Raw genomic sequence first — 20,813 nt, forward strand, 5'->3', positions numbered from 1 at the left:
TGTCTTTACGCGCTCAGTCCGCCGAACAGCGTCGGCAGGTCGAGTGGACGGAAACCATAATGGTTGAGCCAGCGCACATCGGCATCGAAGAAGGCGCGCAGATCAGGCATGCCGTATTTCAACATGGCGATACGGTCGATACCCATACCCCATGCAAAGCCCTGATAGATGTCCGGGTCATAACCCGACGCGCGCAGCACATTCGGATGCACCATGCCGCAGCCCAGAATTTCGAGCCAATCCGTGCCTTCGCCGAACTTCACATGCGGGCCGGAACGGTCGCACTGAATATCGACCTCAACCGATGGCTCAGTGAATGGGAAGAAGCTCGGACGCATCCGCATCGTGACGTTTGGCACTTCAAAGAATGCTTTGCAGAACTCTTCCAGCACCCACTTCATGTTGGCGACATTGGCAGATTTATCGACAACCAGACCTTCGACCTGATGGAACATCGGCGAATGGGTAGCGTCGGAATCCATGCGATAGGTCTTGCCCGGAATGACGATGCGGATCGGTTCGTCACGGCCTTCCTTGTCGCGAAGGGCGGCAAACTTCTCCATCGTGTGCACCTGCACTGGCGAGGTGTGCGTGCGCAGCAGCTTGCGCTCGCCCTTCTCGTCTGGATTGAAGAAGAAGGTGTCGTGCATCTCGCGCGCCGGATGACCTTCAGGGAAGTTCAGCGCAGTGAAATTGTAATAGTCGGTTTCAACATCCGGGCCTTCGGCAATCGAGAAACCCATATCCGCGAAAATCGCGGTAATTTCATCGATGACCTGAGAAATTGGGTGAATACGGCCACGTGATGCAGCGCTTTCGCGTACTGGCAGGGTCACATCGACCTTTTCACGCTCAAGGCGCGCAGCAATGGCTTGCTTGCGCAGCTCTGTTTTGCGTTCGGTCAGCGCTTCGGTGACGCGGTTCTTCAAGCCGTTGATAGCTGGACCCTGCGCCTGACGCTCTTCCGGCGACATGCTGCCCAGCGTCTTCAGCTTTTCAGAGATCGTGCCCTTTTTGCCGAGTGCTGCCACGCGCACCGCTTCAATCGCCTGCTCATCGCTTGCAGCGGCGATTTCGCCAAGAATAGTTTGTTCGAGTTGTTCAAGATCGCTCATTGTCTATATCCCTCTCGTGTCCAAGGGACACTCGACGCCTCTTGATTGATACTTGCCGGTTCGCATGAGCGAACTGAAAGAAAAACCCGCGCCAGCCGAGCCAGCGCGGGTTCCCAAAATTCAGAATATCACTTGGGAAGGGCTGGCTTAGCGAACAGCGCCTTCAAAAGCGTTTGGCGTCTCGGTGTTCTTGAGGTACTCGAGAGCCTTCTTTGCCGACGCAACCAGCGCACCGAATGCATCAGGTTCATGGATTGCGATGTCGGAAAGAACCTTACGGTCGATTTCGATACCTGCCTTAGCAAGGCCATCGATGAAACGGCCATAGGTCAGGCCCTGCTCGCGAACAGCAGCGTTGATACGCTGAATCCAGAGAGCGCGGAATGTACGCTTGCGATTCTTGCGGTCGCGGTAAGCATACTGCTTCGAACGATCAACAGCAGCCTTAGCGGTGCGGATCGTATTTTTACGACGGCCACGGAAACCGGAAGCCTGGTCGAGAACTTTTTTGTGCTTGGCGTGGGCGGTAACGCCGCGTTTTACACGTGCCATGTTATGATCTCCTTACGAGGATAGACGGCTTAGAGGCCGTTAGGCAGGAACTGTTTTACGATCTTCGCATCTGCTTCCGAGAGCACCATGGTGCCGCGTGCATCGCGAATGAACTTGTTCGAGCGCTTGATCATGCCATGGCGCTTGCCTGCAGCCGCAGCTACAACTTTGCCAGTGCCTGTGATTTTGAACCGCTTTTTAGCAGCCGATTTGGTCTTCATCTTGGGCATTTTGCTACTCCTTTGTTTAGTCCCCGTCGTGCTTGCAGCACTCCACGCCTCTTGTTTAGTGGCGTCCGTATCTGCAACAGACCGAAACCCTGATTTACTCCCGGACCGACCAAGTCCGGAAAGCATACGAAACCGCCACGGCATGCCCTGCCGGTCGGTTCGAAGGCGGCTTATAGGCGTAAAGCCCGAAAAACGCAATGCCTGAATCAGCTTGAATCAGGCTGAATCGCGCCCCAAATTCAATAAAGTCGCAGCAAAACGGGCAAGGTGCCGATGTCCTGAAGATATTCTATGAATTCAAAGAACGGATAGGCCACAAAGAACACCAGACCATCCGTGAATGTCCGATAAAGCCGGTCCGGTTTCACGCGCAACTCAACTTCATCGCGAAACAGCGAGAATTTAGGGAAGAAGCGCGGAACACTCGCGCAATAAGCCTCATAAGGCTTGCCGAAATTGGCTTTGAGAAACTTCTCTTCCGTGCGGATGACGGTAGCAAAAGCCAGATAACAAAGTACGCCAAAGGCAAGCGCGATAATAATACTGCCGGTCTGAGCACCAATGCCAATCGCGCCGATGCTGCTGAACACATAAAGCGGATTGCGCGTCATCGAATAGGGGCCCGTCTGTACGATTTCCGCACTTTTACGACCGCCAATATAAAGCGTGCACCACATGCGGCCGAGAATCGCAGCAACGATCAAACTGATGCCGAAAGCTTCAATATATTCATGCATATGATCGGTCGATTGTGAGCGCACAAAAAGCAGCGCAAACACAAGAAACCCAATCACTACAGCAATCGCAAAACGGCGGCGCTGCTGATATTTGCCCAGTTCACTTAGTGTTTTCATGATGATCTCTAAGAGAGGATTGTTTCGGGCAAAGAAAAACCGCCCGAAGGCGGCTTTTCAAAGGCATAATCAAAGCATTTCCAGCAAAAGTGCGAAGCGTCTTCGCAGGGAAATCAGTTCACTGGACTGATTTCTGATCCTGCTACGATGCGCGGGATAATGCGTTAGAAAAAGTCTGGATCAGCGTGGTGCCAGAACCATCATCATCTGACGGCCTTCAAGCTTAGGTTCTGCTTCGACCTTAGCAATTTCCACAGTGTCTTCCTTGACGCGGATGAGAAGCTTCATACCGAGTTCCTGGTGCGCCATTTCACGACCACGGAAACGCAGGGTGAACTTCACCTTATCGCCATCGTCAAAGAAACGCTGTGCAGCCTTCATCTTCACTTCATAGTCATGCGTGTCGATGTTCGGTCGCATCTTAATTTCTTTGATTTCGACCGTTTTCTGCTTCTTGCGTGCTTCGGAGGCTTTTTTCTGATTCTGATACTTCAGCTTGCCGAGATCCACGATCTTGCACACAGGCGGTTCAGCGTTTGGCACGATCTCAACGAGATCGAGGCCCGCTTCTTCTGCCATCGCAATGGCGTCCTGCGTCGGGATACTGCCGTGGTTGTGGCCTTCGGCATCAATAAGCTGGACCCGGGGAACCCGGATATCACGGTTGGAGCGCGGTCCGTCTTTCTGGACCGGCGTCGCTCTGAACGGTCGGCGAATGGTCGTTATCTCCTGATTATTAACGTCATAGGCGGCTTAATTTCGTGGCCCGCGACGGCCTTTTCCGATCAAACCCCTGTTTAACGCGGAAATGTGGTCAAGCGAGCGGTAAAGTCAATAGCATCTTTGACAGGGAAAAGCACCCCCGGAAGAATAAAGGCAAAGAAAGAAGTATTTCGGGAGTGGTAAGCGACATATCGGTCACATTCCTCAATATTTCAAGGGAGTGAGGTTTTCTCCGCCTGTCATAAATGGCAAATGAAGATCACTTGAGAAACTGCCTGCCAAATCAGGAGACGAACCATGAGCACAACTGAACCAGATTTCATTGACGTTGATGGCGCAAAGATTGCCGTCCGCAATCGTAGCGGACAAGTTGCACTGGGTGTTGTCTGGCTCGGCGGCTATCGCTCGGATATGCTCGGCACCAAGGCTGTCGTTCTTGATGACTGGGCTGAAAAGACCGGACATTCTGCATTGCGTCTTGATTATTCCGGCCATGGTGAGTCGGGTGGTGACTTCAATCAGGGCACAATTTCGCGCTGGCTGAATGAAAGTCTCGCTGTTTATGCAAAATATGCGAAAGGCCCGCAGATTCTCGTCGGTTCATCCATGGGCGGTTGGATCGCGCTGCGCATGGCGCAAGAACTGAAGAAAGCTGGCAAATCACCTGCCGGGATCGTGCTCATTGCTCCAGCTCCAGATTTCACCGCAGAACTGGTTGAGCCCTCGCTGACCGATGTGCAGAAGAAAGACCTTATCGAGCAGGGCTATTTTGAAGAGCCGTCTGAATATTCGCCAAACCCGTATATCTACACTCGCGCGCTGATCGAAGACGGCCGCAACAATCTGGTTCTCAAAGGAATCATCGAAACGGGCTGCCCGGTACACATTCTGCAAGGGATGCAGGATGACGCGGTGCCTTATCAACATGCGCTTAAGCTCGTTGAGCATCTGCCGGTTGATGACGTGACGCTGACACTGGTGCGCGATGGCGATCATCGTCTGTCGCGTCCGCAGGATCTGGAACTGCTGATCCGTACCGTTTCTGGCCTCGCTGAACGCATATCTCTCGGAGAATAAGCATGCGCTTTTCGGTTTTTGCGTCTGCGGCAGTCGCTGCAATCGTTGGCTTTGGTAGTACGCTGGCGCTGATTGTAGCCGCCGCCGGTGTACTCGGTGCAACGCAAGCCGAAACCGCAAGCTGGGTGACGGCGGTGTGTCTGGCCATTGCCGGTTCATCCGCATGGTTGAGTGTGCGTTACAAAATGCCGATCATCGCCGCATGGTCCACACCCGGACTAGCACTGATTGGTGCAAGTGTTGGCTTCACCATGCCGGAAGCTGTCGGCGCATTCATCGTAACAGCGCTCGCGCTTATCCTGACCGGGTTGATCCGTCCACTTTCGACACTGGTTTCGCGTATTCCGGCATCGGTCGCATCGGGCATGCTGGCAGGTGTGTTGCTGAGTTTCGTGATTGCGGCTGCGAAATCCGTTTCGCTTGATCCTGCTTTTGTACTGCCTCTGGTGGCTCTGTTCTTCATCGTGCGGCTGTTTAATCCGTCGCTCGCGGTCATTGCCGTGCTTGTGCTTGGCATGGCCTATGCGCTGATGTCCGCGCGTGTGCCCGAACTGCCCGCACCGGAAATCTCGACACTCACACTGATCTGGCCGGAATTTCACATCGGCGCGATGATCGGCATCGCTTTGCCGCTTTATATCGTAACCATGGCCTCGCAAAATCTGCCGGGCTTTGCGGTCTTACGCGCTTCAGGCTATGAGCCACCGACCAGCGCTGCTTTACGTGTAACAGGGTTTTTCTCGCTGCTGACCGCGCCCTTTGGTGCAGCAACCAGCAATCTTGCGGCTATTTCAGCCGCGCTCTGCACCAATCCCGATGCGCATCCAGATCCTAAAAAGCGTTGGATGACCGGCCCGGTCTATGCGGTCTATTATGTCATATTTGCGCTGTTCGGCGCATCGCTGGTGGCGATCTTCGCTGTTCTGCCCGTCACACTTATTGCACTAGTTGCTGGCCTTGCGCTGAGTGGCCCGTTCATCAACGCTATGGCACTGGCGCTGAAAGTTGAAGAAGAGCGGCTTGCAGCCATTGTCACCTTTGCGGTCACTGCCTCCGGCATTGCCTTTTTTGGCGTTGGTTCCGCCTTCTGGGCACTGGTTGCCGGGCTTGGGGTTGCAGCACTCGAACATTTACGTAAAAAATTTCCGAGATAATCAGATTGCTTAGCTCCCGTTTGGCGGGAGCAGGCAGGCGATATTCTTGAAAAGCCGCAATTGGTTTACCACGTCAATTTCAAGCCGCGAGATTAGCAAACGGCCCTGAATGAAACGGAGTAGACCATGACAAATTCTGCATTGATCCGCCCCGCATGGACACCAGCGACGATTGCGCTGATGGTGCTGGGCTTTATCTTTTTCTGGCCGCTTGGCCTCGCCATGCTTGCCTATATCATCTGGGGTGATCGCCTGGGGGATTTTAAACGCCAGGTCAACGAAAAGACCGACTCTGTGTTTGGCTCTTTTCGCAATTGCAGCAAAAGCGAAAGCTTTAATTTTGGCGGCACCACCGGCAATGCTGCATTCGATGCATGGCGTCGTGAAGAACTCGACCGGTTGGCCACGGAACGCCGCAAGCTGGAAGAAGCCCGCGCCGAGTTTGAAGCCTATGCCACAGAACTTCGCCGAGCCCGCGACAAGGAAGAATTTGACCGCTTCATGAATGAGCGCCGTGCTTCTGCAAAGAAAAACGACGGCAGCGACATTACCACGATCTAGTGGCTATAATCCTGATCTGAACTGAAAACGGCGCGGGCTTTGTCTGCGCCGTTTTGCTTGGAACATTAAAAATTTCTGGATTTTTATGCGAATCACCTATCTTTAAAGCATGGGTTTTTCCTTATTTCGATCTACGTCCAAAAAGCCGTCTGTCGTCACACGCGAACGCATTCACGCGGTTGCGGGGCGCGAACTGCCTTTGCGCGTGCTGGAAAACCCACGCGCAAAACGCCTGACACTGCGGATTGAGACAGGCGGCAAAGGGCTGCGTGTCACCATCCCACCTGGCCTACCAGATCGCGAAGTGCAAAGCTTTCTGGTCCGTCATCAGGGCTGGATTGAAAGCCGCATTGCGAAAATGCCTGATCAGGCTGGCCTTCGTGCCGGTGTGAAAATACCCATTCGCGGGGTGCCGCATCTCATCACCCATCAGGCAGGACGCGGCACGGTGGATTTGCTGGAAGGCAATGTTCTGCTCGTTCATGGCGATCCCGCACATCTTTCGCGGCGTATCGCTGATTACCTCAAGCATGAAGTCAAACGCGATATTGAACAGCTTGTTGCCCGTCACACGGCAACTGTTGGCCGCAAAGCCAAAGCGGTCCGGTTCAAAGATACCAAAAGCCGCTGGGGGTCGTGTACCTCCGACGGCGTGCTTTCTTTTTCGTGGCGTATCGGCATGGCGCCTGCGCCCGTCATTAATTATCTCGTCGCCCATGAAGTGGCCCATCTGATTGAGATGAACCACGGGCCGAAATTCTGGAAACTCTGCCATGAGCTTTGCCCTGATACAGAGCGCTGCAAAGCATGGCTGAAGCGCAATGGCAGCGCATTACAGGCTATCGATTTTACATGACATCAGACATTCAAACTGCTGCACGGGCGCTGTGGGATTACCATTGCCTCTCCGATGAACCTGTAGCCGCCGATGTGATTATCGGTCTTGGCAGCTACGACACCCGCGTCGCAAAACATGCGGCTGATCTTTATCTACAAGGCCTTGCCAACTGGCTCATGTTCACCGGCCATAGCGGCAACTGGACCAAAGGTCTTTATAAGGCTTCAGAGGCCGAAGCCTTTGCGGAAATAGCCATTGCTGAAGGCGTGCCGGAAGAGGCTATCATCATTGAACCGAAAGCAACCAATATCGGCGAGAACATTCTTTTCGCACGCGAAATCATGGTTGCCGGAACAATCAGCCCGATCTTTGTGACCAAGCCGCAGACCCAGCGTCGGGTGCGGGCAACCGTTGACCGGCAATGGCCGGAGGCACGCGCATTTGTCACCGCACCCGCGACGTCTTTTAAAGATCAGCCGACAGCAGGTCATGATTTTGAAAAGCTGGTGCGCGAAATGGTGGGTGATCTGCGACGCATTCTCGAATATCCGGCACTTGGTTTTCAGGTGGCACAAGCCGTTCCCCTTGAGGTTATGGAAGCCTATGATTACCTCATAGCAAAGGGCTATGATGACGCGGCTCCCCGCGTTGAGGCCGGAACAGCTTGAGTCGGCTCGCAATATGTGCGACGGAAACGCCATGGTTTTTGATATAAAAATATGCGGTCTTAAAACGCCGGAAGCAGTCGCTGCTGCGCTTGATGGCGGTGCGACGCATATTGGCTTTATCTTCTTTCCCAAAAGCCCGCGGCACTTGAACCCTGCCGATGCCGGACGTCTGCGTGAAGCAGCGAGAGACCGCGCCCAGGTGGTTGCCGTCACCGTTGATGCCGATGATGAAACGCTTGATGAAATCGTGCGTGAATTGAAGCCAGACATGCTGCAACTGCATGGTCATGAAACGCCGGCACGTGTAGCGCAAGTAAAAGCTCGTTACGGCCTGCCGGTGATCAAAGCCTTTGCCATTCGCGAGGCCGAGGATTTTCAGATGATCGCGCCGTATCAGGGCATTGCGGATCGCTTTCTTTTTGATGCCAAACCGCCGAAAGGTTCTGACCTTCCGGGCGGCAATGGTGTATCCTTTGACTGGGCATTGCTCGACGCGCTTGACGACAGCGTCGATTACATGCTTTCCGGTGGACTAAATGCGGGCAACATTGCCGAGGCGCTGCACAAAACGCGTGCGCCGGGTATCGATGTATCGTCCGGTGTAGAACGCGCGCCCGGCGAAAAGGATGTGCGTCTTATCAATGAATTTTTTCAGGCTGTGTCTGATGCCAGACAATAGCCTGCACATGACGGAGTGGCAGCAGTGAACAAGCCGGTTGAACCCAATTCCTACAAAACAGGCCCGGATGAAGAAGGCATGTTCGGCATTTTTGGCGGACGCTTTGTCGCCGAAACTCTGATGCCGCTGATCCTCGAATTGCAGGAAGCCTATGAGACGGCAAAGAACGATCCTGAATTTCAGGCCGAGCTTTCCGATCTTTCGACCTATTATGCCGGTCGCCCTTCCAAGCTTTATTATGCCGAAGGCCTGACAAAACATTTGGGCGGTGCGAAGATTTACTTCAAGCGCGAAGACCTGAACCATACCGGCAGCCACAAGATCAACAATTGCCTTGGCCAGATTCTGCTTGCCAAGCGCATGGGCAAGACCCGCATCATCGCGGAAACCGGCGCAGGCCAGCACGGCGTCGCATCGGCCACAGTTGCAGCGCGTTTTGGCCTGCCTTGCGTGGTCTATATGGGCGCCACCGACGTTGAGCGTCAGAAGCCAAACGTCTTCCGCATGAAGCTGCTGGGCGCTGAAGTAAAGCCGGTCACGGCTGGCAACGGCACGCTTAAAGACGCGATGAACGAAGCATTGCGCGACTGGGTCACCAATGTTGAAGACACCTATTATCTGATCGGCACTGCGGCTGGTCCACATCCATATCCGGAACTGGTTCGCGATTTCCAGTCGGTCATCGGCACAGAAGCACGCAAACAGATTCTCGAACAGGAAGGCCGTTTGCCAGATGTGATCGTCGCTGCCGTTGGTGGCGGATCAAACGCAATTGGCCTGTTCCACCCGTTCCTTGACGACGCATCGGTTAAGATCGTCGGCGTTGAAGCAGGCGGTCGCGGCCTTGATGGCGTTGAGCATTGCGCATCGATGAGTGCTGGCAGCCCCGGCGTTCTGCATGGCAACCGCACCTATCTGCTACAGAACGAAGACGGTCAGATTCTTGAAGGCCATTCAGTTTCCGCAGGTCTCGATTATCCGGGCGTTGGTCCTGAGCATTCATGGCTCAAGGATTCAGGTCGCGTGGAATACGTGCCGATCCTCGACGACGAAGCGCTCGAAGCTTTCCAGCTTTGCACCCGCGTTGAAGGCATCATCCCAGCACTTGAATCCGCTCATGCGATTGCGCAAGCCGTGAAGATGGCACCAGGCATGGGCAAGGATCAGGTGATGATCGTCAATCTGTCCGGTCGCGGCGATAAGGACGTTCACACGGTTGGGCAGCTGCTCGGCATGGATATGTGAGGGTTAAATGAGCAAGCCTGTTGTTGATACCAATGCTTACAGACCGCGCGCCGCATGGTTCGACGGGCTGACGGAGTGTGGTTCGGCAACAATCAAGCTTAATATCATCGAAGCCGATCCTTCCAATCCGCTGGCTGAATCCGCTCTCGGCATTGCCCGCAGGCAGATCGCATCTGTTGCAGACAAGCTTGAGCATACGCCGCATCTGGGTGCTGGCTTTGCCATTCTGCATCAGGGCGAAGAAAGCCTTTGGCTGCTTCTGCACTGGTGGCTGGAAGGTGGCATCGCAACGCAGATTCTCTGGCAGTCTGAGCTTGGCGACGAGATCGAATTTGAACCAGCGCAGCCTCTCTTAATGGCCTGCGTCTGGGAGCTGGGAATCATCGACTTTGAACGGCGCGCCTGGATGGAAACGGCCATGTCCGGCCAGTCCACCGCCGAATATCTTACGCGCATTTTGCCACGGGGCACGGTATGACCACACGCATCGACACCAAATTTGCATCGCTCAAGTCCGAAGGACGTCCGGCGCTGGTTACATATTTCATGGGCGGCGATCCTGATTATGAAACATCGCTCAATGTCATGAAGGCGCTGCCAAAAGCAGGCGCAGACGTGATCGAGCTTGGTATGCCGTTTTCTGATCCGATGGCCGATGGCCCTGCTATTCAGGCCGCTGGTCTGCGTGCACTCAATGCCGGACAGACGTTGAAAAAGACCCTGCAACTGGCTGCCGACTTCCGCAAGGAAGACGACACCACGCCAATCGTGCTGATGGGTTATTACAATCCGATCTATATTTATGGCGTCGAGCGCTTCCTTGCCGATGCAAAAACATCGGGCATTGATGGCTTTATCATTGTCGATCTGCCATCCGAAATGGACAAAGAGCTCTGCATTCCGGCAACGGCTGCGGGCCTTAACTTCATCCGTCTGACGACACCAACCACCGATGACAAGCGCCTGCCAAAAGTGCTGCATAATTCGTCGGGCTTCGTCTATTACGTCTCGATGAACGGCATTACCGGCTCGGCTATTGCCGATACGAGCCGCGTTGCGGATGCAGTCCGTCACATCAAGAAAAGCACCGACCTGCCAATTTGTGTGGGCTTTGGCGTGAAGACCCCGGAACAGGCCGCAGCCATTGCGGAAGCTGCTGACGGCGTGGTTGTGGGTACTGCAATCGTCAATGCAGTGGCGCTCGAGCTCGACGAAAATGGCAAGGTAAAGGGCGATCCGGCAGCCGCTGTGACCAAACTTGTCAGTGCATTGGCAGCAAGTGTTCGCGCAACACGCCTTGAAGCTGCCCAATAAATCGTCCATTTAGGCAGCAAGAGAGCATGTCGCGGAAAAGTGGAAAGCCAATTTCCGATAACGATATGCGTAAAATAACGAGTTTTTTGAAGAACAAGAAACGGAAGCAAACGTCATGAACTGGATCACCAACTACGTTCGTCCAAAGATCAATTCGATGCTCGGACGTCGCGAGATGCCGGAAAATCTTTGGATCAAGGATCCATCGACCGGCGAAATGGTGTTTCATAAAGACCTTGAAAGCAATCAGTTTGTGATTCCGGGCTCAGGCCATCACATGCGCATCAAGGGTAAGGACCGTCTGCGTTTCTTCTTCGACAATGGCGAATACACAACGCTGGAAAGCCCGAAGGTTCCAACCGATCCGCTGAAATTCCGCGATGAAAAGAAATATATCGACCGTCTGAAAGACTATCGTGCGCGCACCGGCATGGAAGACGCGATCATCAATGGTCTTGGTACGATTGAAGGTCTGCCGATTGTCGCAACCGTGCAGGATTTCGGTTTCATGGGCGGTTCGCTCGGCATGGGTGCCGGTGAAGCGATCATTCAGGCCTTCATGAAGGCTATTGAACTCAAGCGTCCGCTGGTTCTGTTCGCAGCCTCCGGCGGCGCACGCATGCAGGAAGGCATTCTGTCACTCATGCAGCTTCCGCGCACCACTGTTGCAGTGGAAATGCTAAAAGAAGCAGGCCTGCCTTACATCGTCGTTCTCACCAACCCGACAACGGGTGGCGTGACGGCTTCCTATGCGATGCTCGGCGATATTCACATTGCTGAACCGGGCGCGCTTATCGGCTTTGCTGGTCCACGTGTGATCGAACAGACCATTCGCGAAAAGCTGCCAGAAGGCTTCCAAAGCGCTGAATATCTGATGGAACACGGCATGGTCGATATGGTTTGCTCACGTCTTGAGCTGAAATCAACCATTGCAAGCCTGCTTAAAATCATGACCCGTCAGCCTGCCAATACCGATGCACCGGTAAAAGCACCTGCGCCAAAGAAGCCAGAAGCTGACAGCAAGGCGGCTTAATCGTGACAGGAAAAGCGGATGCCGTCATCGAACGGCTGATGCAATTGCATCCCAAAGGGTTTGATCTTTCACTGGACCGCATTCGCGGTCTGCTGGAAAAGCTCGGCAATCCGCACCTGAACCTGCCGCCAGTAATCCATATTGCCGGAACAAACGGCAAGGGATCAGCGACTGCGTTCTGCCGCGCGCTTCTCGAAGCGAGCGGCTTTGGCGTTCACGTCCATACCTCGCCACATCTCGTCAATTGGCACGAGCGTTATCGTCTGGCTTACAAGAATGGCGGAAAATTCGTTTCCGACGATGTTCTGGCTGAGGCCATTGAACGCGTCGAAGCTGCCAATGCCGGTCAGTACATTACGGTGTTTGAGATACTCACCGCCGTTGCCTTTGTGCTGTTTGCCGAGCATCCAGCAGATGTCGTGATTATGGAAGTAGGCCTCGGCGGACGCTTTGATGCAACCAATGTGATTGCTGAGCCTGCCGTATCGCTGATTATGCCGATTTCCATCGATCATCAGGCATTTCTGGGCGACCGCGTTGAGCTGATTGCCGCTGAAAAAGCCGGGATCATCAAAAAAGACTGCCCCGTCGTTATCGGTTTCCAGCTGTTTGATGAAGCGCGCGAAGTGCTGATCTCGACCGCTGACCGGCTCGATTGCCCGCTTTCGATCTATGGTCAGGACTTTCTCGCATTCGAGGAACATGGCCGTATGGTGTTCCAGAACGAGGACGGGCTGATTGATCTGCCGCTGCCCCGTCTTCCGGGTCGTCACCAACTCGCCAATGCCGCTGCGGCCATCGAAGCGGTGCAGATGGCTGGTTTCACCATTACCGACAAGGCCGCTGAAAAGGCCATGATGGTTGTCGACTGGCCTGCACGCATGCAGCGCCTGACCCACGGTACGCTTGTTGATCTTGCACCAACTGCATCGGAAATCTGGCTTGATGGCGGGCATAATCCCGGCGCAGGCATGGTAATTGCGGAAGCCTTTGGCGATCTCGAGGAGCGCTCCACACGGCCATTGTTCCTCATTACCGGCATGATCAACACCAAAGACCCCGTTGGCTATTTTGAAGCCTTTGCGGGCATGGCACGGCATGTGTTTACCGTGCCGATTCCATCAAGCGATGCTGGCATCCCGAATAATGAGCTGGCGATCAGCGCACAGAAGGCAGGGCTTTCGGCAGAGCCTGTGCATTCAGTTGAAAACGCACTCAAGATTTTGCGTGATACATGGGCGCCTGATGAAGCTCCGCCACGTATTTTAATCGGTGGCTCGCTTTATCTGGCAGGTGAAGTGCTGCGCGACAATGGAACCCCGCCAAACTAGAGCGTGTCGCGCTTATTCATATCCACAGCGTTCGCTCTAACTCTTTTTCTTACGCATGTCGTTATCGGATCGAAGCGGGATCAGAAATCAGTCCAGTGGACTGATTTCCCCGCAAAGGCGGTTCCCACTTTTCCTCGACATGCATTAATAAAAAACCCGGCTCAAAGCCGGGTTTTTTATATTTAGCAAACTTCGCTGATTAAGCAGCAGAAGCCTTGATCCAGTCAGCAAGGCGGCTCTTTGGAGCTGCGCCAACCATGTTGGCTGCAAGTTCGCCGTCCTTGAACATCAGCAGTGTTGGGATCGAACGAACGCCAAACTGTGCTGCGAGTTCTGGATTTTCGTCGATATTGACCTTGGCGATCTTAACCTGACCAGCCATTTCAGCAGCGATTTCGTCCAGAGCAGGAGCGATCATCTTGCAAGGACCGCACCATTCAGCCCAGAAATCCACAACGACTGGCTCGCTCGACTGAAGAACGTCCGACTGAAAATTGCTGTTATCGACCTTTACGGTTGCCATAGGGCTATCCTCATATCTGTTTGAGAGCGAAAGACTCATCAAGAAATCGCTCCTTTGACCATATCATGTGGCGTGTTGACTGCCATCCGTCAAGTTCTAGTGGATTGAATTTGACGTTTGATCACCGCCTGACACAAACACTCTTTCAAACGTCAAATTCGAAAAATCCACTAGATACATAGAGTTGCTAGTGGTCTTCACGATTCCGGCATTTGCTCAGCATGTGCCAGTGCACAGGCAAATGCCGGAATCAGACCACTAGTTAGTAACCTTTCCTTGAGAGTCACTGAGAGCCTTCAATGCTTCATTGAGCACGTTTTCCGGCAATGGCAGCAAATACGGGCCTTCCGTGAAAAGCAAAGCCACTTCAACAACCCTTCCCGGATAAAGAGGCGCAAGCAATTCGCGATAAAGTGCCAACTGCGCACGATAGGCAAAAGGTACGGCTTCAACGGTCTTTGGCGGCGGACGGTTGGTTTTATAATCCACAATCAGCACGCGGTTTTCATCAACGCTGATGCGGTCGATCTGGCCCGAGACGGCATGATCTTTTCCGCCGAGATTGATCGTGCCCATGACCGCCACTTCACCACGCGATCCGCTGGCAAAAACCGGCGCGAATTTCGGATCGGCGAGGATAGTTGCGACACTCGCCCAGGCTTTCGTGCGTTCAGCTTCTGGCCAGTCGGCAGCGATGCGTGCCAGATAGTCCTGTGCAAGCTTCTCGCGCTCATTCACGGACACTTCTGGCAGATATTGCAGCAGCATATGGATCGCCGTACCGCGTCTGAGCGCAAATGCAGACCTCTCGCCGCTCTGTCCCAGAACCGGCGACAGCGTATCAAGCGGTGGCTCCTCATCCGCTTCAATCAGTGCTGATGCTCCCGATGGCGCCAGCGGACGCGGCAGACCCGGTTCCGGCTTTATGGGCTTCAGATAGTCGAGCGGCAGCGGCGGCAGCTCTGCCGCCTTTTCCACTTCCGGCTCTGCAATCTCAGTGAGACCGCGCGGCGTGTTGCGATAGCGCCGGGCGGCAACACCCGAGACCGGATGCACAAAGGTCTCAGCCTTGGCTGTGAGCGCATCTTCAACCAGCCTATGCCATGTCTCGCCGCTTTCACGCGAACCACGATAGCCACAGACAATCAACTTATCTTCAGCACGCGTCATGCCTACATAGAGCAGGCGGCGATATTCTTCTTCCGCACGGGCCTTCAGACCTTCAATCTGAGACGCCAAAAAGCCAGTCTGGTAGCCAGCATTGGGTTGCCAAAGATAGCCTTTCACCTGTGGCCCGTCATTGCTGAGATCAAACGGGATCAGCTTGGGCGCGCGTGTTCCGCTCCAGACGGCATTGCCTGGATCAACCAGAAACACCACAGCACCCTCAAGCCCCTTGGCGGCATGAACCGTCATGATACGCACTTCGTTGCGGCCCTGATCAAGTTCGCGCTTGATCTGCGGCGAGGCTGCATCAAGCGTTTCCAAAAATGCCTGCATACCCGGCAGACCAGCGCGTTCAGCCGAAAGCGCATAGTTCTGGAATTCATCGATAATATCGCCCGCTTCCGGCCCAAGCCGCGCCAGAAGCTTGCGCCTTGCACCATCTGCGCTGAGAATCCGCGCATAGAATTCGAAGATCGGCATGGTGTCGGCCATATTGCGCCAACGGCTCAGCGTCTTATGAACGCCGATCAATGCCGGGTCTTCAAGTGAAGCATGATAGAGCCGCTCAAACAGCGTTTCGGCCCCCTTACGCGGATGGGCGAGCGAAAACAGTCTGTCATCATCCCAACCAAATAGCGGGCTTTTGAGAAGCGAAGCCAATGACAAATCATCTGACGGCTGCAACACGAAACGCCCCAGCGCCATCAAATCCTGAATGGCGATGTGACTTGTAAGCTTGAGCCGGTCGGCACCAGCCACCGGCACATGGCGCTCTTTGAGTGCGCGCGAAAGCGCTGGCATAAACTGATCGCGCTTACGAACCAGCACCATAATATCTTTCGGCGCAAGTTTGCGGTTCTGGCCCGGAATGGTTTCGCCGCGATCAAGCCAGTAGCGAATGGTTGCTGCAATCTGCTCGGCAAGTTTGATAGCAGGAGCTTGCAAATGATCGACCGGAACGCGCCAGTCGTCGGGCTCCTCTACCACTTCCGGCGTCAGCATGTCCCAAATTTCCACCTCGCCCGGCTCATTATCGCGAATGGCAGAGTGAACAGTGGCACCTGACAAGCCGCGATTGGCCTCTGGACGCGCAAATACCTCATCCACGGCCTGCAAAACATCAGGAGCCGAACGGAACGAGAAGTTGAGGCTGACGCGCTCGAATTTAAGCTCTGCATCCTGTGCTCTGAGGCTAACCGCCCTGCCCTGTGCAGCAAAGTCTTCCGGTACAGCGCCCTGAAACGAATAGATCGACTGTTTTTCATCACCGACGGCAAACAGCGTGCGCTGCACATTACGCTGACCGAGGCCCGAGAAAAACTCTTCCGACAACATGCGGATCACCTGCCACTGATCGGGGCTGGTATCCTGTGCTTCATCGACAAGAATATGATCAATGCCGCGATCAAGCTTATACTGTACCCATTGCCCTGCCCCATTGCGCGCCAGAAGCGCCACCGTGCGGGTAATCAGGTCTTCAAAGTCGAGCAGGCCGCGCTTGCGCTTCAAATCATGATAGCGCTGCAGGAGATTATCAATGAGTGTGAGCGCGGCCAGATTTAGCCGGATAAGCCGCAGCTCCTTGATCTTGTCGAGACCAAGTTCAACACGCATTGCTGCGGCATTAAAATCTTCCTCGAAATCCGGCAGCAGCTTTTTGACGGCAGCCGAGCCAACATAGGAACCGGATTTTGCTTCGCCGGTCGCTTTAAGGAAGGAAGCGCGCAGAACGGCTTCCTTGTCGAAGCTGCTTTTGACCTTGTCATATTGCTTGAGCTGCAACGCAAAATCATGTGCGCGTGCCGCACCCTTCTGGATCGACAAAATGAGATCGAGTGCATCGTCGGAAAATTCCGGCACCGGCCACATATCATCCAGCAAATCAGTTTCGCGCGTATCTGACCGAAAGCGGAAATGCCTATGCAAAGTCTCGCTGCGCTCATCCGCATTACCAAGCGCAGAAATGTATTGCTGCAAGCCATTGCGGCGACCAACAGCCTCATCAAGCAGTGCCTGCAAACCCATCTCGCCTGCTGCCTGCATGACATCGGCAAAGGCGTTTGCCAGTTCCGGATCACCGCCGCCATGTGCAGTCTCAAGCAGGGTGCGTCGTGCTTCGCCGACAAGAGCCACCTGCATGAGATCATCCATCATCTCGAAATGGCCTGCAATATTCGCCTCAAGCGGGAACTGATGCAGGATCGCTTCGCAAAATGCGTGGATGGTCTGGATTTTCAACCCGCCCGGCGTTTCAAGCGCGCGCGCAAAAAGCCTGCGTGCAACGGCAAGCCGTGTCGCTCCCGGACGCCTGCCTTCGAGCTTGATAAGCCTGTCAGCCAAATCCTCATCCGGCAACATTGCCCATTCGGACAATCGCGCAAAGACGCGGTTCTGCATGACGGCTGCTGCCGCCTTAGTATAGGTGAGACAAAGGATTTTCGACGGGTCAGTGCCTTCAAGCAGCAGCCGGATAACGCGCTCGGTCAGAACGTGAGTCTTACCCGAACCGGCATTCGCCGACACCCAGACAGAGGCCAATGGATTGGCGGCACTGGCCTGCGCGTCGATTGTTTCCTTTGGAATGACACGTTGTTTTTTCATTCGCCACCCTCCCCGCCAGCATCACCACCAGCGGACCATTCCAGCACGCGTGCAAGATGATCATAATCGCCAGTCAAATCTGTCTCACGAAAAGGAAGCGCGCGGGAAAGATAACCCTTAGCCGGATTCTGATATTCAGCAAGCAGCTGCGCCAATCGTTGCCATGCCTCTTCGCCAAGGGCGGGTGCGGTCTTTTCAGATGGTGGCCGACCGATCTTCAAAATCGATTCCGGCTTAACCTCTCCGCCTGCCCGCAAGCGCACATAGGTCAGATCAGACGCTCGAACAGAACCCAGTTCGCGGAACGCACCGCGCGAGAGAAGAGCGGCTTCAAGCGCCAGCTGTGGCGACAAGAGGACATGCGCCTGTCGTGGCGATGGCGTGGAGCCGGTCTTATAGTCGATCACTTCCGCAGTTCCGTCGCGCATCAGATCGATACGATCGGCACGACCCGACAAAGTGATGCCAAGACTTTCAACCTCGCGCTTATCCGACGAAATTTCAGCAAAGCGGGTCTGAACATTATACGCGCGTTCCCGCTCCCATTCGAGGAATTGCGGAATAAGTGCGGTAAAACGCGGCCACCAGACTGCTTCGATCTCAATGGGCAGATCCATTTCGCCAAAGAAATGTCGGCCAAACTCTTTAAGTTGCGTGGCTGCATCCGGTGCCAGCGGATCGATGCCCTCTTGCGTGAAATGTCCGAGAATGTCGTGAAAAAGCGTTCCACGTTCAGCGGCTGCCGGATCGCGGATCAGCGGCTCCAGCGGACGCAGCTTCAGAATTTTTCTGGCAAAGATCGCATAAGGATCGCGACGAAGGGTTTCGATTTCCGTGACAGAAAAATGCTTGGGCCGCGCGCTTACAGGTGGTGCCGGTTCCGGGCGTTTGACAAAAGGCACATCAGGCGCCTGATCGATTTCACGCGCCCAATGGATAAAACGTTGCCCACGCGAGCGCATATCCTTGGTCACATCTGAACCCAGCACCGTTTCAAGCCGCTGCAACCAGCGCGACGGAATGGTTGGCGCATTATCAGAACGCTGCGAGCGCGACAGCACCACATGATCCATGCCAAGCGCCATTTGAAAATCATGTGCTGCAAGGCCGGTACGGCGCTCAGGTGGATCAAGCGCGATCATCGCCTTCATAGGGCGCGACATGAACGGGTCGTTGCGCGTCTTGGCGGGCCATGTGCCTTCGTTGAGACCACCGATCACCAACGTATCCATGGTCTGCAAACGCGCTTCCAGCGCACCCCAGATGAAGACGCGCGGATGGCCACCCGGATGCGGCTTGACGGTTTCGCCCGACATCAGAGCTTCAAGAATTGCGGGCCATTCAATAGCCTCAAAATCCAGTCCCGCTTCGCTCGCCACAAGCTGACGCAGAAATGAAGCCAGCTTCTCGCCATGCTCACCGGAATAATAACGCGTGACGCTTTCGCTTTCATCACGCGCCAGATTTTCCAGCGCTTCCACAGTTGCGCGTGTAATCTCGCCAATATCCGTTCGCCGGTTAATGGTGGCAAAAGGTGCAAGCGGCGCAACAGCTTCCGACAAGCTCACGCAAAGCGCCCGCGCCGCCTCAATCATGTCTGGCGTGACGGTTGAATGCCAAGCTGGCAGCCACGACTGGTTGGCGCTATCTTCCATCCGCCGGTCAAAAAATGCGGGAAGATCAATGATCGATGCCCTGCCCGTACCGCCACGGAACGCCACAAGTTCCAGCGTTTCCGCAGCCAGTCGCCGTTCTATGCGCTTGCCGCCAAGCCTTAGCATCGGGTGCTTGACCAGCGCTAATAGGGCCACCGGATCGCCGGGGTTGAACACCGTTTCGACCATGAGACGCATCAGCGTCGCGGTTTCGATATCGCGCAAATGGCGGCCGCCGGAATCATCGGCGTCGATGCAAAAGCGGGCGAGTTCGCCCACCACGCGGCGCGCGAGATTTCTATCGGCAGTAACCAATGCGGCGGTCTTTTTTTCATCGCTGATCGCATCGCGCAGCGCCAGGGCCACCGCCAGCGCTTCCTCGCGCTCATTGGCGGTTTCAATCAGATCGATCTTTTGAGCTGACTGCTGCAATGCTTCAGGACGCATATCCGCATCGCGGTTCAGCAGGCTCCATGCATCCGTGGTTTCCGCCGGGCGCAGTGCTTCACTGACCACACGCTCCAGCACACGCTTGTTAACCGGCATATCTTCGATATGCTCGACATCTTCGCGCAATACCCCAATAGCCTGCAACAGCTTGTGGAGACCATATTGCGGGTGGCCGAAGGTGGATGGATTATCATCCGAAGCCACCAGCAGGTTCCAAGCGCCTTCATCAAGATCACGGTCCAGCCCCGGCAGAACCACAGCACCTTGCGGCAGTCGGGCAATGACTGAAACGAGCTCGGCAGTCGCGGGAATAGAGCCTGTGGAACCAGCCGCAATCACAGGCCCTTGCGGCGGATGATCACGCAGTCGCCGCACCTCGCCCCAGATCAGTTCATTGCGGTGCGCTGCCGGATTAGACAACTTGCGCTCTTCCAGAATTTCCGGCCAGAGTTTCGTGACAATATCGAGAAAGCCGAGCGTTACCTGCCACCAATCGGCAAGATCATCGGGCGCAATGCTGGCAAGCTCACTCCATTTGGCATTGTCGGTTTCGACCTGATCCATCAGGCCAGCCAGATCACGCGCAAGCCAAATCGCGTCAGAGGTCGTTGCGGGAACCGAAACATCATCGACGCCAAACAGCGCCCGCACATGCGCAGGCAGCGATTCTCGCCATGGACGAATGAGCCGCGCCAGCAGCAACAGCCGTTCAGCCTTGCCAATTGGCGGATTAAGATCGAATACGCCGCTTGTGGCAGCATTGAAAAAAGCCGCATCTTCGTCCACATCGCCGAGCGGGCGAATGGTCGGAAGGATCGCAGATTTAGCCGGATTCATATCCACCAGAATGGAGCGCAGCGCACGCGCTGCACGGCGCGTCGGCACATAGATAGTCGCGTTCGCTAATGCCAGCGGATCAGAAGCATTACCCGGAAAGCCTTCAATAAGGCGGCCTTCCAGAAGTGCCTTGGCAAAGGCCGGTAGAAAAGCTGTACCGGATGGAATGGAAAAAAGCTTCGGCCTAGTAATGGTCATTCCGCCAT

Annotated in this window: 20 protein-coding genes; 12 read left to right on the top strand and 8 right to left on the bottom strand. The window is 54.8% G+C overall.

The window, feature by feature from the left end:
• Nucleotides 1-5: 5 nt before the first annotated feature.
• The 5 genes from pheS to infC form a co-directional block, all read right to left on the bottom strand.
• Complete coding sequence (gene pheS / locus J2782_RS12330) at nucleotides 6-1,115, bottom strand: phenylalanine--tRNA ligase subunit alpha (RefSeq protein WP_310012930.1); 1,110 nt, start codon at nucleotides 1,113-1,115, stop codon at nucleotides 6-8.
• Nucleotides 1,116-1,262: 147 nt separating this feature from the next.
• On the bottom strand, nucleotides 1,263-1,667 hold the full coding sequence (gene rplT / locus J2782_RS12335; protein ID WP_007872656.1) for a 50S ribosomal protein L20: 405 nt from the start codon (nucleotides 1,665-1,667) through the stop codon (nucleotides 1,263-1,265).
• A gap of 29 nt (nucleotides 1,668-1,696) precedes the next feature.
• Complete coding sequence (gene rpmI, locus J2782_RS12340; RefSeq protein WP_024898386.1) at nucleotides 1,697-1,897, bottom strand: 50S ribosomal protein L35; 201 nt, start codon at nucleotides 1,895-1,897, stop codon at nucleotides 1,697-1,699.
• Between the two features lie 239 nt (nucleotides 1,898-2,136).
• Nucleotides 2,137-2,751, bottom strand: a complete 615-nt coding sequence (locus J2782_RS12345) for a methyltransferase family protein (protein WP_310012936.1) — start codon at nucleotides 2,749-2,751, stop codon at nucleotides 2,137-2,139.
• Nucleotides 2,752-2,931: 180 nt separating this feature from the next.
• Entirely contained in the window at nucleotides 2,932-3,408 is a 477-nt protein-coding gene (gene infC, locus J2782_RS12350) for a translation initiation factor IF-3 (protein WP_404989637.1), read from the bottom strand.
• Between infC and J2782_RS22855 the strand changes: the two genes are divergently transcribed.
• The 12 genes from J2782_RS22855 (at nucleotide 3,361) to J2782_RS12405 (ending at nucleotide 13,374) form a co-directional block, all read left to right on the top strand.
• The gene (locus tag J2782_RS22855; RefSeq protein WP_404989629.1) at nucleotides 3,361-3,552 is read left to right on the top strand and encodes a hypothetical protein; all 192 of its coding nucleotides are present in this window, start codon (nucleotides 3,361-3,363) and stop codon (nucleotides 3,550-3,552) included. The two genes, infC and J2782_RS22855, sit on opposite strands and share 48 nt — an antisense overlap.
• 219 nt (nucleotides 3,553-3,771) lie before the next feature.
• Nucleotides 3,772-4,551, top strand: coding sequence for an alpha/beta hydrolase (locus J2782_RS12355; RefSeq protein ID WP_310012938.1), 780 nt, complete (start codon nucleotides 3,772-3,774; stop codon nucleotides 4,549-4,551).
• Between the two features lie 2 nt (nucleotides 4,552-4,553).
• On the top strand, nucleotides 4,554-5,705 hold the full coding sequence (locus J2782_RS12360) for a benzoate/H(+) symporter BenE family transporter (protein ID WP_310012943.1): 1,152 nt from the start codon (nucleotides 4,554-4,556) through the stop codon (nucleotides 5,703-5,705).
• 126 nt (nucleotides 5,706-5,831) lie between these two features.
• A complete protein-coding gene (locus J2782_RS12365) occupies nucleotides 5,832-6,266 on the top strand; it encodes a DUF2852 domain-containing protein (protein ID WP_310012945.1) in 435 nt (144 codons plus the stop codon).
• Nucleotides 6,267-6,375: 109 nt separating this feature from the next.
• Nucleotides 6,376-7,122 (top strand): M48 family metallopeptidase, encoded by a 747-nt coding sequence (locus tag J2782_RS12370; RefSeq protein ID WP_310012947.1) that lies wholly within the window; start codon nucleotides 6,376-6,378, stop codon nucleotides 7,120-7,122.
• Complete coding sequence (locus J2782_RS12375; RefSeq protein ID WP_310012949.1) at nucleotides 7,119-7,772, top strand: YdcF family protein; 654 nt, start codon at nucleotides 7,119-7,121, stop codon at nucleotides 7,770-7,772. Before J2782_RS12370 ends, J2782_RS12375 begins: the two co-directional genes overlap by 4 nt.
• A 31-nt stretch (nucleotides 7,773-7,803) precedes the next feature.
• A complete protein-coding gene (locus tag J2782_RS12380; RefSeq protein WP_310012952.1) occupies nucleotides 7,804-8,451 on the top strand; it encodes a phosphoribosylanthranilate isomerase in 648 nt (215 codons plus the stop codon).
• A 24-nt stretch (nucleotides 8,452-8,475) separates the two neighbouring features.
• Nucleotides 8,476-9,696 (top strand): tryptophan synthase subunit beta, encoded by a 1,221-nt coding sequence (gene trpB, locus J2782_RS12385; RefSeq protein ID WP_310012954.1) that lies wholly within the window; start codon nucleotides 8,476-8,478, stop codon nucleotides 9,694-9,696.
• A gap of 7 nt (nucleotides 9,697-9,703) precedes the next feature.
• Nucleotides 9,704-10,174, top strand: coding sequence for a hypothetical protein (locus J2782_RS12390; RefSeq protein ID WP_310012958.1), 471 nt, complete (start codon nucleotides 9,704-9,706; stop codon nucleotides 10,172-10,174).
• A complete protein-coding gene (trpA, locus tag J2782_RS12395) occupies nucleotides 10,171-11,010 on the top strand; it encodes a tryptophan synthase subunit alpha (RefSeq protein WP_310012959.1) in 840 nt (279 codons plus the stop codon). Before J2782_RS12390 ends, trpA begins: the two co-directional genes overlap by 4 nt.
• A gap of 115 nt (nucleotides 11,011-11,125) precedes the next feature.
• Nucleotides 11,126-12,043 carry an acetyl-CoA carboxylase, carboxyltransferase subunit beta gene (gene accD / locus J2782_RS12400; protein WP_310012961.1) on the top strand — a complete coding sequence of 306 codons (918 nt, stop codon included), beginning with the start codon at nucleotides 11,126-11,128 and terminating at the stop codon, nucleotides 12,041-12,043.
• A 38-nt stretch (nucleotides 12,044-12,081) separates the two neighbouring features.
• The gene (locus tag J2782_RS12405) at nucleotides 12,082-13,374 is read left to right on the top strand and encodes a bifunctional folylpolyglutamate synthase/dihydrofolate synthase (RefSeq protein ID WP_404989638.1); all 1,293 of its coding nucleotides are present in this window, start codon (nucleotides 12,082-12,084) and stop codon (nucleotides 13,372-13,374) included.
• 199 nt (nucleotides 13,375-13,573) lie between these two features.
• Here J2782_RS12405 and trxA read toward each other — a convergent pair whose 3' ends face one another.
• The 3 genes from trxA to addB all read right to left on the bottom strand — a co-directional run bounded on the left by trxA (nucleotide 13,574) and on the right by addB (nucleotide 20,805).
• Nucleotides 13,574-13,897, bottom strand: a complete 324-nt coding sequence (gene trxA / locus J2782_RS12410) for a thioredoxin (protein WP_007872546.1) — start codon at nucleotides 13,895-13,897, stop codon at nucleotides 13,574-13,576.
• Between the two features lie 258 nt (nucleotides 13,898-14,155).
• Nucleotides 14,156-17,665, bottom strand: a complete 3,510-nt coding sequence (gene addA, locus J2782_RS12415; protein ID WP_310012967.1) for a double-strand break repair helicase AddA — start codon at nucleotides 17,663-17,665, stop codon at nucleotides 14,156-14,158.
• Nucleotides 17,662-20,805, bottom strand: a complete 3,144-nt coding sequence (addB, locus tag J2782_RS12420) for a double-strand break repair protein AddB (protein WP_310012971.1) — start codon at nucleotides 20,803-20,805, stop codon at nucleotides 17,662-17,664. The genes addA and addB overlap by 4 nt, the downstream gene beginning before the upstream one ends.
• Between the last annotated feature and the right edge of the window lie 8 nt (nucleotides 20,806-20,813).

The sequence above is a fragment of the Brucella pseudogrignonensis genome, assembly GCF_031454375.1.
Lineage (GTDB): Bacteria > Pseudomonadota > Alphaproteobacteria > Rhizobiales > Rhizobiaceae > Brucella > Brucella pseudogrignonensis_A.

Bases quoted from the DNA above. Each gene is read 5' to 3' on its own strand.
- trpA (WP_310012959.1), top strand. From the start codon at position 10,171: ATGACCACACGCATCGACACCAAATTTGCATCGCTCAAGTCCGAAGGA.
- J2782_RS12360 (WP_310012943.1), top strand. From the start codon at position 4,554: ATGCGCTTTTCGGTTTTTGCGTCTGCGGCAGTCGCTGCAATCGTTGGC.
- pheS (WP_310012930.1), bottom strand. From the start codon at position 1,115: ATGAGCGATCTTGAACAACTCGAACAAACTATTCTTGGCGAAATCGCC.
- rplT (WP_007872656.1), bottom strand. From the start codon at position 1,667: ATGGCACGTGTAAAACGCGGCGTTACCGCCCACGCCAAGCACAAAAAA.
- J2782_RS12370 (WP_310012947.1), top strand. From the start codon at position 6,376: ATGGGTTTTTCCTTATTTCGATCTACGTCCAAAAAGCCGTCTGTCGTC.
- J2782_RS12345 (WP_310012936.1), bottom strand. From the start codon at position 2,751: ATGAAAACACTAAGTGAACTGGGCAAATATCAGCAGCGCCGCCGTTTT.
- J2782_RS12405 (WP_404989638.1), top strand. From the start codon at position 12,082: ATGCAATTGCATCCCAAAGGGTTTGATCTTTCACTGGACCGCATTCGC.
- addB (WP_310012971.1), bottom strand. From the start codon at position 20,805: ATGACCATTACTAGGCCGAAGCTTTTTTCCATTCCATCCGGTACAGCT.
- rpmI (WP_024898386.1), bottom strand. From the start codon at position 1,897: ATGCCCAAGATGAAGACCAAATCGGCTGCTAAAAAGCGGTTCAAAATC.
- addA (WP_310012967.1), bottom strand. From the start codon at position 17,665: ATGAAAAAACAACGTGTCATTCCAAAGGAAACAATCGACGCGCAGGCC.
- J2782_RS12365 (WP_310012945.1), top strand. From the start codon at position 5,832: ATGACAAATTCTGCATTGATCCGCCCCGCATGGACACCAGCGACGATT.
- J2782_RS12380 (WP_310012952.1), top strand. From the start codon at position 7,804: ATGGTTTTTGATATAAAAATATGCGGTCTTAAAACGCCGGAAGCAGTC.
- J2782_RS12390 (WP_310012958.1), top strand. From the start codon at position 9,704: ATGAGCAAGCCTGTTGTTGATACCAATGCTTACAGACCGCGCGCCGCA.
- accD (WP_310012961.1), top strand. From the start codon at position 11,126: ATGAACTGGATCACCAACTACGTTCGTCCAAAGATCAATTCGATGCTC.
- J2782_RS12375 (WP_310012949.1), top strand. From the start codon at position 7,119: ATGACATCAGACATTCAAACTGCTGCACGGGCGCTGTGGGATTACCAT.
- trxA (WP_007872546.1), bottom strand. From the start codon at position 13,897: ATGGCAACCGTAAAGGTCGATAACAGCAATTTTCAGTCGGACGTTCTT.
- J2782_RS12355 (WP_310012938.1), top strand. From the start codon at position 3,772: ATGAGCACAACTGAACCAGATTTCATTGACGTTGATGGCGCAAAGATT.